We start from the raw sequence: 15,075 nt of genomic DNA on the forward strand, positions 1-15,075 counted from the left end.
GCCCTTTTTTGTATTGCTGGCCATGGCTTATTCTCTGAATTTTTAGCTGACCCACAGCTTTATGGGAAATCATTTCCACCTGGTTAAAAATGACATTCCCCCGATTTGTTGGTGTTTTTGAATGCTTGAAAAGCGAAATAGTTTCATTTTTTGAGGGAAAATAGTCATTAGATTTATTAAATTCGGAGAAAATTATCACATCAAGTTCAACCTAAATTGTAATTATGAGCTCTAAAAAAGCGAAGCGCATAGGTATTTTGACCGCCGGAGGAGATTGCCCGGGACTAAATGCGGCCATCAGAGGAGTAGGGAAGACAGCGATTGTTAACTACGGTATGGAAGTTATTGGGTTTAATGCCGGCTATACCGGTTTGATTGAAAAAGATTACATCGAGCTCAAGGAGGCCCACCTGTCGGGGATTCTTACCCTGGGGGGAACGGTCCTTGGAACTTCGCGCGAGAAACCCTATAAATTTGTCAAAGAAGGTGATAGTGATAAGCCAGAGCTGATTAAACAGAATTACCAGGAATTGGGACTGGATGCTTTGGTGTGCATCGGTGGCAACGGAACCATGAAAACGGCTAACCGGTTGGCAAAAGAAGGCTTGAATGTTATTGGTATTCCTAAAACCATCGACAATGATGTTTGGGGGACGGACGTGACTTTTGGTTTCGATTCGGCGTTGAATATTGCAACAGAGGCTATTGATCGCTTGCATACGACGGCTAACTCGCATCAGCGGGTTATGATTATCGAAGTGATGGGACATCATGCCGGATGGATTGCGCTGTACGCCGGGATGGCCGGAGGTGGCGATATTATTTTGTTGCCCGAGCTGGAATACAACATTCGCTCGGTTTGTAAAAAAATTGAAGATCGTTATGAGAGTAACAAGCCTTATTCCATCGTAGTTGTTGCCGAGGGGATCAGTCATCCCAAAGAAACGTCGGCTGCGCGCCATTTGGCTGAGGCCATTCAGACTTACACCGGCATTGAAACCCGGGAGACAGTATTGGGCTATATTCAGCGCGGTGGTAGTCCAACCCCAATGGATCGGATTTTGGCCACCCGCTATGGTGCATTTGCTGCCGAGAGCATTGCCAAGGGCGATTTTGGCACCATGGTAGCTGTGATAAATAACGAATTAACAACGGTGCCGCTCGAGGAGATCAGCGATAAACTGCGCTTGGTTGAGCCCGACCACCCCTTGATTGCAAAAGCCCGGAAAATGGGCGTTTCGTTTGGCGATGAATATTTGTAACTATATTATTCAGAAAAGAAGAGCCCTGCAATATTTTTGCGGGGTTTTTTATTTCGAGAAAATCATTTTGAGGGCAAAAAACAGCAGCAAGAAGCCAAACATTTTTTTGAGAATACGATCCGGGATTTCGATCGCGAGTTTGGAGCCGATAAAAGCACCCAGCAGGAAGGTGACCGACAGTACAAGGGCGTAGCGCCAGTGTACGTTGCCGTTTTTCCAGTAATTCCAAGTGGCTAAGAAGGTAACCGGAGGCAGCATAAATGCCAGTGCCGTTCCCTGGGCGTCGTGTTGGCTGAAACCAAACAGAAAGACCAAGGCGGGAACGACAATCAGCCCTCCACCAACACCGAGTGTTCCACCTAGTAAACCTGCTGTAAGTCCGAGAATAATCAAAAAGATTAGCTGCTGTGCTGCCATTGTTGCTGTGTGTGTTGCTTATTGGCGTTCAATGGCTGCATTGAAACGGAAGCCGATACCATGCAGGTTGATAATTCGGATATTTTCGTCGCTGGCCAGGTATTTGCGCAGGCGTGAAATAAAAACATCGAGGCTGCGGCCGAGGTAATAATCATCCGATCCCCACACGTTTTTGAGAATATCGGAGCGGCTCAGTACCCGATTGGGGTTTTCGCAGAAATAGCGAAGCAGCTCTGCTTCTTTATAGGTTAGTGTTCTTTTTTTGTCGCCATGCTGCAGGCTGAGGTCGTTAAAAACGAAATTAAACTGGCCAACTTTACAGCTCAAAAAATCACCCTCATCTTCGGCCGGACTCATCGATCGCTTCAGGAACACCTTAATGCGCATCAGCAATTCCTCCATGCTGAAAGGCTTGGTGATGTAGTCGTCTCCTCCGATTGAAAAACCGTTGATCTTATCCTCGTTCAGCGATTTGGCGGTTAAAAACAGAATCGGTATTGTTTCATTTTCGTCTCTTATTTTTTTTGCCAGTGAAAAGCCGTCCAGCTTGGGCATCATCACGTCCAGCAGACATAAGTCGAAGCTTTCGTCTGTAAATTTTTGAAGCGCCTGTTCGCCGTCGTCGGCCGTTGATACCACATAGCCGGCTTCCTCCAGGTTGTCCCGGATGATAAAATTCAGTGTCTTATCATCTTCAGCTAATAAAATTCTCTTACCGGTGAAATTCATAATTACTTAGGTATGATGATCGTAAAAATAGTACCTTTTGGCGAATTATCCCTCACCTGAATGGTCCAATGGTGGAAATGGATCATTTTCCGAACATAGTCCAAGCCCAGTCCAAAGCCTTTTACGTTGTGGATGTCGCCGGTTGGGATTCGGAAAAAACGGGAGAATATTTTCTTTTTGTATTCTTCGGGAATGCCAATGCCGTTATCGGCAAAACTTAAACGCAGCTGGTTTTTTTTGTTCTCGAGAAGGATCTGTATCCGCGGGGCATCGGTACAATATTTTATGGCGTTGTCCAGAATATTGAAAATCATGTTCGAGAAGTGGAGCGGATCAGCATTGATGGTCTGCTCCTGCGTTAAGGGTGTCAGTTCAATAAAATCGGTCGACGTTTCCTGGCTGGCTTTAAACTCATCAATTGTTTGAGTGAGGAATGCATTGATTTCCAATTGCTGTTTATCCAGTTGAACGATCTTTTTTTCGAGGCTTGCCATCTGAAGCACTTTTTCGACCTGTAAACTTAGTCGTTGTGTTTGGTCGCTCACAATTCGGGCATAGTCGTTTAGTCGCTTGGGGTGATTGATAATTTTCGGATCCTCCAGTACTTTTGCCGATAGCCGGATGGCCGATATTGGTGTTTTAAACTCGTGAGTCAGGTTGTTGATAAAGTTTTTTTGAATCTCGCTAAGGCGCCGTTGGCGGAAAATGACGTACAAGGTGTAGCCAAAGAACAACAACACGATAAATAGAAATCCGTTGACCATATACCAGGCCTTCACCTGGCTCGAATAATACTTGCTGCGGTTGGGAAAGTAAACGCCAAAATAATAGGTGTATTTGTCGCAGGTGGGGAGCGCAGTTTGGGATGCTTTATTGGGGGTTAAGGCGTAATGATTTTCGAAAATCTGCTCGTCGGTAAGCTCGTCGGGTACAGAATCGCCGCGGAGGTAGGTTGACCGCACAATGCTGTCCCGTTCGCTCGAGTAAGAAATGGTATGGACCATCTGGCGGGTGTTACAGTCGTAAATGGCATATTCGAAGTCCAAGTCAATATTGAAGCGCTTAAACTCGACTAAAAGCAGATGTTCGAGCAATCCCGGGTTAATGATATCGTTGACGTTGACAACATAGTAGTTGTTCGAAATTTGATCGACGGAATTATAGGGGTCGTAGTTGCTTTTGTAGCCCTGGGTCTTTGAGTTGTATTCGACCAGATTTTGAGCCACATTTTTCAATGCCTGGCTGGTTGATTCGTGAAACCGGCGTTCACTGAAGTCGACGGTGTTCTTCAGAAAAAAGAATTGGATAATCAAAATTCCCAACACCGACAAGGTGGCTAACACAACAATTACCCGTATTGTATTTCGTCCCATTTGCGCCTTTATTCTGTTGAATGTTAAGTGAATAGTTTATTAGATCCCCGTGATCGCCCGGTCTTTCGCGTTTTATGTGTTTGGTGCGTGGTTTGCCAAAACACGCTAATTTAAAGCATTACAAAGCTCTGATAGTCTGAAATCTGAAAATCTAACGATCTATTGTTAAGCGAAGCTATATTAATTTCCAATAGCGTCAAGAGTTGTTAACAAGTCGTTAACAAATGTTTGACGCAATTAACAACGAAACAGACTAAGCTTTCTTAGCTTTGTGTAACTACCAATATAAATAATACAACAATATTTAACGACCTATCATATTCACAAAATGAAATGCCTATGAAAGCGAGATTTTTACTTACCGTTTTAACCTTATTGCTATTCATTATTGGGGTTAAAGCTCAAACATCGCAAGCCAAGATTGTTTTTGAAACAACAGAGCATGATTTCGGAACCTTTAAAGAAGCGGAAGGACCGCAGTCTTACAATTTTGCCTTTGTGAATCAGGGGGCAACACCTCTGATATTGAATAACGTACAGGCGTCCTGTGGTTGTACAACGCCGGAGTGGACCAAAAAGCCAATTGCTCCAGGAGAGAAGGGCTTTATTAAGGTGAGTTATAATCCGGCCAATCGTCCCGGACCGTTCAACAAGTCGATAACGGTAAGCAGCAATGGCGAAGTTCCCCGTACAGTTTTGCGAATCAAGGGAACAGTGCAGCAGCGCGAGAAAACAATTGCCGAATTGTATCCTCGTCAGATTGGGGCGGTGCGAGCCAAGACCAACCACATCGCCTTTGTGAAAATTAAAGAGAATGAGGTGAAGACCGATAGCCTGGAGATTGTGAATGATTCCGATCAGCCGGTATCGCTCGATTTTAAAACACCTCCCGAGAACCTGACGGTGAAAGTGGTTCCATCAACATTGAAACCCAAAGAAAAGGGACAGGTTATTGTTACCTACGATGCTTCTAAAATTAATTCCTATGGTTTTGTGATGCACCGTATTTACCTGAATGTGGATGGCAAAGCGGATTACCGCAACTCGATCGGTGTTTCGGCAACCATCGAAGAGGACTTTTCGGCCCTATCACCACAGGAATTGGCTAATGCTCCGGTGGCAACCTTCAGCGAAGAAACCCACGAGTTTGGCGATATCAACGAGGGCGATAAGGTAGAATGTGTGTTTACGCTGAAAAATGCCGGTAAGCGTGATTTAATTATTCGCAATGTAAAAACATCCTGTGGGTGTACGGCTGTTACCCCCGAGAAAAAAGTGGTTGCCGCAAACGAGTCGGTACCCTTGAAAGTGGTTTTCAACTCGAGAGGTAAGCGGGGACGCCAGAATAAGGCCATTACCGTTATTACGAACGATCCTAAAAATCCGACAACAATTTTGCGTATTTCAACAAACGTGAAAACCGCCGGATAATAAGATATTTTTTCATTTTTTCAGAGCCGCTCCTGATTATTCGGAGTGGCTTTTTTTTATTCGATACCGAAGTTTTATCTTCGTAAAAATTTCGAGCTAATGATTGCAGATAAAGAACATCATCATATTGAAAACGATGACCACTACAAAGGGCTGACTGTTAACGACGGGGTGGAACAGCCTGATTCTTTTAATGAAAATTCAATTCAACGTTTCCTGAAAAATAAACGCAAACAGCCGCTTACGGTTGATCAATACGTCGACGGCATCCTTCAGGGAAACCGGACTATTTTGAGCAAGGCCGTAACGCTTGTCGAAAGCAATAAGCCGGAACATCAACAAATTGCCCAGGAAATCATTCTGAAATGCCTTCCGCATAGTGGGCGGTCAATTCGGATCGGTATTACCGGTGTCCCCGGGGTTGGGAAGAGTACGTTCATCGAATCGACCGGTAAATATATCACATCCCTGGGGCATAAGCTGGCGGTGCTGGCCATCGACCCGAGTAGTGAACGTTCAAAAGGAAGTATTTTGGGCGACAAAACCCGGATGGAAGAGCTGTCGATCGATCCGAATGCCTACATTCGTCCTTCGCCCTCAGCCGGGTCGCTGGGGGGCGTAGCACGTAAAACCCGCGAGACAATTATTCTGTGCGAGGCAGCCGGTTTCGATGTTATTTTTATTGAAACTGTTGGCGTTGGGCAAAGTGAAACCGTGGTGCACTCCATGGTCGATTTCTTTTTGCTGTTGATGCTGTCGGGTGCGGGCGACGAGTTACAGGGCATCAAGCGTGGTATAATGGAAATGGCCGATGCCATCACCATTAATAAAGCCGATGGCGATAATGTTGACCGCGCCGAGATGGCACGCGTTCAATACATGAATGCCTTGCAGCTTTTTCCACCAACCGATTCGGGCTGGAAGCCCAAGGTGCTGACTTGCTCGGCTTTCCGGAAAATCGGACTCGATAAGATTTGGCAAACCATTAACGACTACATGAGTCACGTCAACGAGAATCAGTACTTTCAGCATAAGCGAAACGAGCAGTCCAAGTTTTGGATGTACGAAACGATCAACGATCAGCTAAAATCAAATTTTTATCAGAATCCGCAGATTAAAAAGCTGCTTGCTACGTTTGAAGAACAAGTGTTGAATGAAGAATTAAGTTCCTTCGTTGCTGCAAAAGATTTATTAGAAACATATTATCAAAATCAAAAAGAACAAGAATGAAAAAATTATTCCCCATTTTCCTGCTTTTGGTGGTGATGGCCGCTTGCCAGAGCAATTCATCAAAATACACCATTAGCGGTACTGTTGCCGGGCTCGATTCGGGTGTTGTATACCTGGTGAAAGTAGAGGCTAACAAACCCGTTGTTGTCGATACCTCGAAAATCGAAAACAGCACTTTCCATTTCGAAGGAACTGCCGGCAGCCCCGAATTAACCTATCTGCGCCTGAATGCACGCGATTATTTTGCGCAGTTTTTCCTCGAAAATGCAGCCATCAATGTTGAAAGCTACAAGGATAGTTTGCGCGCCACGAAGGTTAGTGGTTCGCCTACCACCGATATTTTTAACAGTTATGTGGAAGAAGTGTCGCGGCTGAACCAAAAAATGGGTGAATACCGCGGGCAATATCAGCAGGCTGCGGCCACCGGAAATCAGGAAGAAATGGAGCGGGTGAAAATCGACATTGAAGCCGCAGCCGACAATATGGAAGTTTACGCCAAGAATTTTGTTCGTGAAAACAGCAGCTCAATTGTTGCGCCGTTTATCACACTTACGCAATTGGCCAATAACCTGGAATACGACGAGATGAAGGAGTTGGTTGATGGCTTTGCTCCCGAGCTGGAAACATCGGAGTTTGTTGTGCAGTTGAAAAAGATGCTCGAGAGCCAGGCGAAAACAGCCGTTGGTGTTGAAGCTCCCGATTTCACTATGAACGATCCGGAGGGCACTCCGTTCACCCTTTCATCATTGCGGGGTAAATATGTGTTGCTCGATTTCTGGGCTTCGTGGTGCGGACCATGTCGTCAGGAAAATCCCAATGTGGTTGCGGCCTACCAAAAATACAAGGACAAAGGATTCGATATTCTTGGTGTGTCATTGGACCGCGATAAGGATGCCTGGCTGAAAGCAATTGACGACGACCACTTGAACTGGCATCATGTTTCCGATTTGAAATACTGGCAAAATGAGGTGGCCCGCCTTTATGGTGTGAATGCCATTCCACACTCTGTTTTGCTGGATCCCGAAGGTAAAATTGTTGCAAAAAACCTGCGTGGCGACGCATTGGATGAGAAATTGGCAGAGTTGCTAAATTAGTTATAGGAGCCGGTTTTAAACCGGCTTTTTTATTCGCGGGCAAGGAGAAGCCTGCTCGGGTGGGAATCGAAAATTTTCACAACATTTTATGAACTTAGATGTTTTCATTACAGTCGAAAAAATAACGAAACAACGATTATGAGCTACGATGTATTAGTGATAGGGAGTGGCCCCGGCGGATATGTTGCCGCCATTCGGGCCGCCCAGTTGGGGTTTAAAGTTGCTGTGGTTGAAAAAGAAAACCTCGGCGGTATTTGTTTGAACTGGGGATGTATCCCTACCAAATCCTTGTTGAAAAGTGCGCAGGCTTATGAGTATGCTTTGCACGCTGCCGATTACGGAGTCGCAATCACCGGAGAAGTGAAGCCGGATTTCGAAGCGATGGTAAAACGCAGCCGCGGTGTAGCCGAGGGCATGAGCAAAGGGATTCAATTTCTGTTTAAAAAGAATAAAATTGAGGTCATCAACGGTTTCGGTAAATTAGCCGCAAAAGGCCTTGTTGAGGTGACCGATGCCGACGGCAAGAAAACTAAAGTTGAAGCCAAACATATCATTTTAGCGACTGGTGCACGTTCGAAAGAATTGCCGAACTTGCCACAGGACGGAACCAAAATCATTGGTTACCGCCAGGCAATGACCCTGCCGAAACAACCGAAATCGATGGTTGTGGTTGGTTCGGGCGCTATTGGCAGCGAATTTGCGTACTTCTACCAATCAATCGGTACCCAAGTAACTTTGGTTGAGTTCCTGCCGAATGTTGTGCCTAACGAAGACGAAGAAGTGTCGAAAACACTGGAACGTTCATTCAAAAAAATGAAAATGAAAGTGATGGTTGACTCTTCCGTTGAATCAGTGGACACGTCAGGTAAAGTTTGCAAGGTGAAAGTGAAAACCAAGAAAGGTGTTGAAGAGCTGGAAGCCGAAGTTGTGTTATCTGCAGTTGGTGTGGCAACAAACATCGAAGGTATTGGTTTGGAAGAAATGGGTGTTAAAACCGAAAGAGGTAAAATTATTGTTGATGATTTCTACCGCACCAACGTAGAAGGCGTTTATGCAATTGGCGACATCGTTCACGGTCCTGCATTAGCGCACGTTGCTTCTGCTGAAGGGATCGCTTGCGTTGAAAAAATTGCCGGCCAAAACCCGCAGCCGGTTGACTATGGAAACATTCCCGGATGTACTTATACCATGCCCGAAGTTTCGTCGGTTGGGATGACCGAGGCAAAAGCCAAGGAAGCCGGTTACGAAGTAAAAGTGGGTAAATTCCCATTCTCGGCCAGCGGCAAAGCAAGTTCTGCCGGTCAGAAAGACGGTTTTGTGAAACTGGTTTTCGATGCGAAGTACGGCGAGTTGCTTGGAGCACACATGATTGGTGGTAACGTAACCGAAATGGTTGCCGAGCTGGTTGTAGCCAAGCGTTTGGAAATTACCGGGCACGAATTGATCAAATCAATTCACCCGCACCCAACCATGAGCGAGGCAATTATGGAGGCTGCTGCTGCTGCTTACGACGAAGTTATCCACCTGTAAGAAACAATTTATTATGCGATAAGAAGGAGTCTGGCCACTTGGTCGGGCTCTTTTTTTTAATCCCTTCGGGTGATGCGCCTGTCTGCGAATAGCGGCTCTGCTTGAACTTGAAGTCAGGCTTTGTTGGTTGAAACCGGTCTATTTTAGCACTGACCGGGTGACTCGCAGTCACCCGGTCAGTATCAAAATCCTGAAAAGCCCGGTTGACGGGTCCCCCGAGCTGGTTTAAGCATCCCCGGGCAATTCGCCCCGTTTTTCATTCCTGCTTTTGTTCAATTCGGATCTTTTTCAACTGCCTTTCATTGCCTCCAATCGCTTCCTCCAGTTTTCTGGCACTTTCAATCTTGTTGGAGTCCTGGGGGGATCATGTCGGTTTCCGCCTTTTCCGAATTTGTAGAATAAATGACCTTAAAGTTTGAAAAGTCCGCAATTGGCTGATATATAGCATATTTGTTTTGTTGATTGGCGAAAATTGATACTTTTGCGCCCCATTACTAACAGTTTTTTTATGAAAAGAATTAGTTTGCTTGTGTTGGCAACCATGTTTGCCGTGCCCGCTTCGTTTGCTGGCGGTCTGCTTACCAACACCAATCAGAGTGTCCACTTTCTTCGGAACCCCGCGCGTAATGCCTCAATGGAGATTGATGCGGCTTACACCAATCCGGCGGGGCTTACTTTTTTGAGCGACGGTTTTCACTTTTCGCTGACCAATCAAAGTGCTTTTCAAACGCGGACCATTAACTCGACCTTTACCGGATTCGCTTTTGCAGAAGGAAACAACGGAAGTGCTGCCAAGCAATTCAAAGGCGAAGCTTCAGTCCCCATTATTCCGAGCTTTCAGCTTGCCTATAAACGCGACAAGGTTGTGTTCTCGACGAGTTTTGGTATCACCGGCGGTGGTGGTAAAGCTATTTTTAACGAGGGCTTGGCTTCGTTCGAGTCGAGCATCTCGATGTTGCCAATTATGCTCAGCCAGAAGGGCATTGAAACCTCGGCCTATTCGGTTGATTCGTATATGGAAGGCCGGCAGTATATTTTTGGATGGCAACTGAACGGCTCTTATCAGCTTTCTGAGCATTTTTCGGTCGGAGTCGGATTGCGGCTAAATGTTGTGAATAATAAGTATGTTGGGCATCTGCGCAATATCAGCATAAACCCGACCCACCCTGCGCTGAACCCAACTGGTTCGATGATGAAAGCGACTGACTTTTTTAACGGCGCCTACACCGCGGCGACGAGTACTGCTAATACAATGGCGGGGATCGAAAGTCAGGGATATGGTGCAGCAACTCTCGGTCAGTTGGTTAATGCCGGGATGATGACACAGGCTCAGGTTGATCAGTTAGCACAAGGGTTGGGCGTTACGAGTGCAACGGCTGGCGCAATGGATGTGAGCTCGGTGAAACAGGGGTACGTAACCGTTGCTGCTACGAACAAAGCTTATGAAGAATCGGTGGGAGATAAAAATCTGGATTGTACCCAAACGGGATGGGGAGTGACGCCAATTTTAAGTTTAAACTACCATACCGGAGGATTGAACCTGGCTGCCCGCTACGAGTTTGTTACTTCGTTAAACGTGCAAAATAAGACGAAGGTAGACGATACCGGTTTGTACACCGATGGCGTAAACACACCGCACGATATCCCGGCGTTGCTGTCGCTTGGTGCTGAATATGCCATCACGAAACACTGGAAAATCGCGGCTGGCTATCATCATTATTTCGACTCGGATGCAGAAATGGCCAACGATAAACAGCAATACATTGACGGCGGGATCAACGAGTTTTTGTTTGGTACAGAATACCAATTAACTGAGCAGTTATTGCTGAGTTTTGGTGGTCAGATTACCCGGTCGGGTGTTACCGACGATTATCAAACCGATATGAGCTTCAGCCTGAATTCATACTCGCTTGGCTTTGGCGGTGCTTACAATATTTCGCCGGCGCTTCGGTTGAACTTGGCTTATTTCTTTACTGATTACGACGATTGGACCAAAACGTCAACTAATTACAATGGCACCGGTTTGCCAGGAACAGATGTGTTTGCCCGTACCAATAAAGTATTTGGTATCGGTATCGATTATAAATTCTGAAAATAGTTTTTGAGGAACAGGAGTAGCGGAGGTATCGTCACGATATCTCCGCTTTTGGTCTGAAAAAAGTCCTAATTTTGGCTTTCATACGCAACCATTTTTTCAATCGGGCATCTGTTAGCTAAACAGCTAAAGCGCCGGAAACGTGGTGGCGGTTTCAGAATGTAAATCCTTTAGTAGTGTCCAACTCCAAAGAGCTAATACAGTTGATTAAGGATTGTGCCGCCGGCAAAACCAGTGCACAAGCGCGCTTGTATGGGCTTTTTGCGCCCAAAATGTTTGGGGTGTGCATGCGCTATTCCAAGGATCAGACCGAGGCGGAGGATAACTTGCAGGATGGTTTTATGAAGGTCTTTGAAAAAATTGGAACCTATAAGCATCAAGGCTCCTTTGAGGGATGGATGCGGCGGGTGATGGTTAATGTCGCTTTAGCGAAATTTCGCAAGCAGAACCAGTTGTTCCCGGTTGATGACTTATCGAACTATGATCGGGAGGATGATGATACGGAGATTGACCAGAGTATTTCGGGCGAAGCGCTGATGAAACTGATTCGGGAATTGCCGCCAAGGTATCGCATGGTATTCAACCTGTACGTTTTAGAGGCTATGAGTCACCGCGAAATTGCAGAAGAGCTGCACATTTCGGAAGGAACCTCTAAATCGAATCTGGCCCGTGCCCGGATGATTCTTCGGGATCGGATACGCAAAGAGTTGATGGACGCAGAAAAGAATTTTACAGCATGATGAAAGAAGATCGGCAACTGGATGATTTTATTCGCTCGAAATTAGCAGATTTCGAACTGAAGCCTCCTGCCTACCTCTGGGATGATATTGTGGCCAAACAGGCAGCAGCAAAACAGAAAAAGCGACTGTTTTTCTGGCGTGTTTCCGCAATAGCGGCTTCCCTGTTGATTGCCTTTATGCTGGGATGGCAGTTGCAGCGCGATCAGTTTGGACTGACGGGCCGGAATGAGTTGTCGCGTCAGCAGCTAACGGGGACCGGCGACAGTGGTGAGGCTGCGCCTGGGGAGACTAGTCCTTCTTTCACCGACAACGAAACATCTGTGTCTACTTTATCGGCTACTAACAACGACACTGGCAAGGTTGATGTTGCTCAATTGTTGACGCATTCTTCGGCGGAGAGTGTCGAATTACGGCACAGCAAGCTGACCGATGAGTCACAGCGATTGGCCAGCCGGGAAAAAGTGCAGCTTTCGGCAGTGAAAAGGCTTGCTGCCAGCTTGGTGGCTCAGCTCCCTCCGACAGCAGTATTGAAAATAAACAGAGAAGAAGATGGCGGATTAACCGCAGAGGACCGTAAGATTATGGTGATGAATCAAGCCGGCTTACGTAACAGCCGGCAGCAGGAGCGGCAGCCTTCGTGGGCTGTTGGTGCCATGGTGACGCCTGCGTTGAGCATGAAGACGGCAAAATACAGCCAGCGTTATGCTTTGGCCATGAGTTCCCCTGCAAGCCAACGTGATTTCAGCTTCGGCGGAGGCTTGTTGGTTGAGATGCGAACCCAAGGTGCCTGGAGTATTCAGTCGGGCATTCAATATAGCCGGTTGGCACAGAGCAGCACGGCAGGTTCGGCGCGCAGTCTTTCGGTCGCCGTAAGTCCGGTTGGTGATTATGTGGAAGCAAAACCTACCGCCAGCGGGCAGTTGGTGGTTAATGCACCGGTGGGGCAGGTGTTGCTCAACGATATCCCGCCTAATAGTTTGGTGGCAACCGGTTTCGAATCTGCAGAGGGCATCCGGGCGGTAATGATGAGTAGCCCCGACATCGATCAGGTGTTCGACTACATAGAAATTCCGCTGGTAATGCGTTACCGGCTTGTTGATGGCGCACTTGGTGTGCAATTGTCGGCCGGCCTTAATTCGGGCTTCCTGGTTCGAAATGCGGTTTACAACTCGGGTGAAAATATCGGGAAAACAGCTGATATGAATAACTTTACGCTCTCGTCGTTGCTTGGTTTTGGTCTGGAATACAAACTTAGTTCCAGTTTGCAACTTCGGGTGGAACCCCAGTTTCGCTATTACCTGCAGTCGCTTAGCCGGAACAGCGACATCAGCTATAAGCCCTACACCGTCGGATTCAGTACCGGTCTGAGTTACTCGTTTTGAGCCGAATAGTAGCTTCTGATCAGGCCGGAGGGAGATGGAGCTCTTTGCCTTTTGCCGCTGTTCTTGATCGCTGGCATTTTAGCTTGAAAAACTTTCGTCTTCGTTTGATGCTGTGGGTGTCGTGACGTAGCGCATCGGGCGCGACGAATGACGGAATTGTTGTTTTATTTCGATCTTAATGGTAGGATCGTTCGCTTAAAATATCAATTTGTAATATTAAGGTAGGCTAGAATGTTTTTAAATAAGCGGCCGGTATGTTTTAGAGCATAAAAAAAGATTAATTTTGTGCCCTTCAAAATCTTAGGTAATGGCAGCATACGTAAATAACGTCATGATTATCCGTCATGAATTGATTGCCCGACTGATACGCATGTTTAAGGCGGGGGAACTGGAGTCTAAAATCAATGCTCTTCCTGTAGAGTTGTATCCCAAGGAGCGCAATCCGCGAGGGCGTTGTTGTATTTATAAAGAACGGGCAATTACCCGTTACAAAATGTTACCGCTTTTAGGCTACGAAGTCCCCTCGGACGACATCGATCTGCATCAATTGAGTGAGTACGCTGCAAATGCGCTGGAAAGAGAAAATCAACCCGAAAAAATATTAACGGTTGTCGACGAGGCTTGTACCGGTTGTGTGCAGGCCAACTATGTGGTCACCAATTTGTGTCGTGGTTGTGTCGCCAGTCCGTGTGTGATGAACTGCCCCAAAAATGCCATTCGTTTCACCCCCAGTGGACAAACCGAGATTAAGCCCGATGCTTGTGTCAACTGTGGTTTGTGTCAGAAAGCTTGTCCTTACCACGCTATTGTATATATGCCCATTCCCTGCGAGGAAGCTTGCCCGGTAGGTGCCATTAAGAAAAATGCCAATGGCAAAGAGGAGATCGATCCGGATAAGTGCGTTTACTGCGGTAAATGTATTACAGCTTGCCCGTTCGGTGCTATTTTCGAGCTGTCGGCCATCATCGATGTGATGCGTGCCATCGAACGAAAGCAACAAGTAATTGCGATGGTTGCTCCCGCTATTTTGGCACAGTATGCCGAAAGCCCGGCGCAGGTATTTGCAGCCATCGAGAAAATTGGTTTTTCACAGGTTGTCGAGGTTGCCCGTGGGGCTGAGATTACTGCCCGCAACGAGGCGATTGAATTGAAGGAAAAGCTGGAAGAAGGGCAGAAGTTTATGACGACCTCTTGTTGTCCGTCCTATGTTGAAACAGTCAATAAGCATTTGCCGGGATTGAAACCCTACGTGTCGCATACCTTGTCGCCGCTGGCTTACACGGCCGAAGAGTTGCGTGAAAAATATCCCGACGCGAAGTTGGTGTTTGTTGGTCCATGTGTGGCCAAGCGCAAAGAAGCCCGCGATCAGAACAGTGCCGACTATGTGCTTAGTTTCGAGGAGCTCGACTCGATAATGGAAGGGATGGATATTCAACCTGATAAAATGGAAGGCATTGCCGTTGAATCGTATACCAAAGAGTCGCGTGGCTTTGCCCAAAGTGGCGGTGTGCTTGGAGCCGTGTTAGCCGAAAAGCAGGCTGAAGGATTCAGCTACGAAACCATCAACGGAATTGATAAAGCCATGATCCGCACCATGAAGCAAATGGAAAAAGGCAAGGTGACTGCTCAGTTCTACGAGGTGATGGCCTGCGAAGGCGGTTGTATCGCCGGTCCGGGAGCAAATATAAAATCGGCCAAAGCGAAGAAGAACTTTATCAACTCGATGAAATCGTTGGGATAAGAAATCAGTTAAAGCGAAATAGAAAGAGCGGGTGAATTCAGTTTCATCCGC

Annotated in this window: 12 protein-coding genes; 9 read left to right on the plus strand and 3 right to left on the minus strand. The window is 46.6% G+C overall.

Translation table 11 applies throughout. The features are described 5' to 3' along the window. Window positions 1-224 precede the first annotated feature (224 nt). Window positions 225-1,262, plus strand: coding sequence for an ATP-dependent 6-phosphofructokinase (locus tag C8N47_RS08480; RefSeq protein ID WP_107822116.1), 1,038 nt, complete (start codon window positions 225-227; stop codon window positions 1,260-1,262). 48 nt (window positions 1,263-1,310) lie between these two features. Here C8N47_RS08480 and C8N47_RS08485 read toward each other — a convergent pair whose 3' ends face one another. The 3 genes from C8N47_RS08485 to C8N47_RS08495 are packed head-to-tail and all read right to left on the minus strand — an operon-like array spanning window position 1,311 to window position 3,781. Next, a complete protein-coding gene (locus C8N47_RS08485; RefSeq protein WP_107822117.1) occupies window positions 1,311-1,679 on the minus strand; it encodes a sulfite exporter TauE/SafE family protein in 369 nt (122 codons plus the stop codon). An 18-nt stretch (window positions 1,680-1,697) separates the two neighbouring features. Beyond that, window positions 1,698-2,408 (minus strand): response regulator transcription factor, encoded by a 711-nt coding sequence (locus C8N47_RS08490; protein WP_107822118.1) that lies wholly within the window; start codon window positions 2,406-2,408, stop codon window positions 1,698-1,700. A 2-nt stretch (window positions 2,409-2,410) separates the two neighbouring features. After that, the gene (locus C8N47_RS08495; RefSeq protein ID WP_107822119.1) at window positions 2,411-3,781 is read right to left on the minus strand and encodes a sensor histidine kinase; all 1,371 of its coding nucleotides are present in this window, start codon (window positions 3,779-3,781) and stop codon (window positions 2,411-2,413) included. Window positions 3,782-4,120: 339 nt separating this feature from the next. Here C8N47_RS08495 and C8N47_RS08500 point away from each other — a divergent pair, with 339 nt between their 5' ends. The 8 genes from C8N47_RS08500 (at window position 4,121) to C8N47_RS08535 (ending at window position 15,024) form a co-directional block, all read left to right on the plus strand. Then, window positions 4,121-5,212: a DUF1573 domain-containing protein gene (locus C8N47_RS08500; protein WP_170111339.1), complete on the plus strand. Its 1,092-nt coding sequence runs from the start codon at window positions 4,121-4,123 to the stop codon at window positions 5,210-5,212. A 99-nt stretch (window positions 5,213-5,311) separates the two neighbouring features. Continuing rightward, window positions 5,312-6,442, plus strand: coding sequence for a methylmalonyl Co-A mutase-associated GTPase MeaB (meaB, locus tag C8N47_RS08505; RefSeq protein WP_107822251.1), 1,131 nt, complete (start codon window positions 5,312-5,314; stop codon window positions 6,440-6,442). Then, on the plus strand, window positions 6,439-7,536 hold the full coding sequence (locus tag C8N47_RS08510; RefSeq protein ID WP_107822121.1) for an AhpC/TSA family protein: 1,098 nt from the start codon (window positions 6,439-6,441) through the stop codon (window positions 7,534-7,536). The genes meaB and C8N47_RS08510 overlap by 4 nt, the downstream gene beginning before the upstream one ends. 138 nt (window positions 7,537-7,674) lie before the next feature. Then, window positions 7,675-9,066 (plus strand): dihydrolipoyl dehydrogenase, encoded by a 1,392-nt coding sequence (lpdA, locus tag C8N47_RS08515; RefSeq protein WP_107822122.1) that lies wholly within the window; start codon window positions 7,675-7,677, stop codon window positions 9,064-9,066. Between the two features lie 508 nt (window positions 9,067-9,574). Beyond that, complete coding sequence (locus tag C8N47_RS08520) at window positions 9,575-11,158, plus strand: OmpP1/FadL family transporter (RefSeq protein ID WP_107822123.1); 1,584 nt, start codon at window positions 9,575-9,577, stop codon at window positions 11,156-11,158. Between the two features lie 179 nt (window positions 11,159-11,337). Continuing rightward, entirely contained in the window at window positions 11,338-11,901 is a 564-nt protein-coding gene (locus C8N47_RS08525; protein ID WP_107822124.1) for an RNA polymerase sigma factor, read from the plus strand. Next, entirely contained in the window at window positions 11,898-13,283 is a 1,386-nt protein-coding gene (locus tag C8N47_RS08530; protein WP_107822125.1) for a porin family protein, read from the plus strand. The genes C8N47_RS08525 and C8N47_RS08530 overlap by 4 nt, the downstream gene beginning before the upstream one ends. A 307-nt stretch (window positions 13,284-13,590) precedes the next feature. Continuing rightward, window positions 13,591-15,024: a monomeric [FeFe] hydrogenase gene (locus C8N47_RS08535; protein WP_107822126.1), complete on the plus strand. Its 1,434-nt coding sequence runs from the start codon at window positions 13,591-13,593 to the stop codon at window positions 15,022-15,024. Window positions 15,025-15,075: the final 51 nt, after the last annotated feature.

Source organism: Mangrovibacterium marinum (genome assembly GCF_003046625.1).
Taxonomy (GTDB): Bacteria; Bacteroidota; Bacteroidia; order Bacteroidales; family Prolixibacteraceae; genus Mangrovibacterium; species Mangrovibacterium marinum.

What these genes read in the sequence shown, in the direction of transcription:
- C8N47_RS08480 (WP_107822116.1), top strand. Translation starts at nt 225, where the DNA reads ATGAGCTCTAAAAAAGCGAAGCGCATAGGTATTTTGACCGCCGGAGGA.
- C8N47_RS08520 (WP_107822123.1), top strand. Translation starts at nt 9,575, where the DNA reads ATGAAAAGAATTAGTTTGCTTGTGTTGGCAACCATGTTTGCCGTGCCC.
- C8N47_RS08500 (WP_170111339.1), top strand. Translation starts at nt 4,121, where the DNA reads ATGAAAGCGAGATTTTTACTTACCGTTTTAACCTTATTGCTATTCATT.
- C8N47_RS08495 (WP_107822119.1), bottom strand. Translation starts at nt 3,781, where the DNA reads ATGGGACGAAATACAATACGGGTAATTGTTGTGTTAGCCACCTTGTCG.
- C8N47_RS08510 (WP_107822121.1), top strand. Translation starts at nt 6,439, where the DNA reads ATGAAAAAATTATTCCCCATTTTCCTGCTTTTGGTGGTGATGGCCGCT.
- C8N47_RS08530 (WP_107822125.1), top strand. Translation starts at nt 11,898, where the DNA reads ATGATGAAAGAAGATCGGCAACTGGATGATTTTATTCGCTCGAAATTA.
- C8N47_RS08485 (WP_107822117.1), bottom strand. Translation starts at nt 1,679, where the DNA reads ATGGCAGCACAGCAGCTAATCTTTTTGATTATTCTCGGACTTACAGCA.
- meaB (WP_107822251.1), top strand. Translation starts at nt 5,312, where the DNA reads ATGATTGCAGATAAAGAACATCATCATATTGAAAACGATGACCACTAC.
- lpdA (WP_107822122.1), top strand. Translation starts at nt 7,675, where the DNA reads ATGAGCTACGATGTATTAGTGATAGGGAGTGGCCCCGGCGGATATGTT.
- C8N47_RS08490 (WP_107822118.1), bottom strand. Translation starts at nt 2,408, where the DNA reads ATGAATTTCACCGGTAAGAGAATTTTATTAGCTGAAGATGATAAGACA.
- C8N47_RS08535 (WP_107822126.1), top strand. Translation starts at nt 13,591, where the DNA reads ATGGCAGCATACGTAAATAACGTCATGATTATCCGTCATGAATTGATT.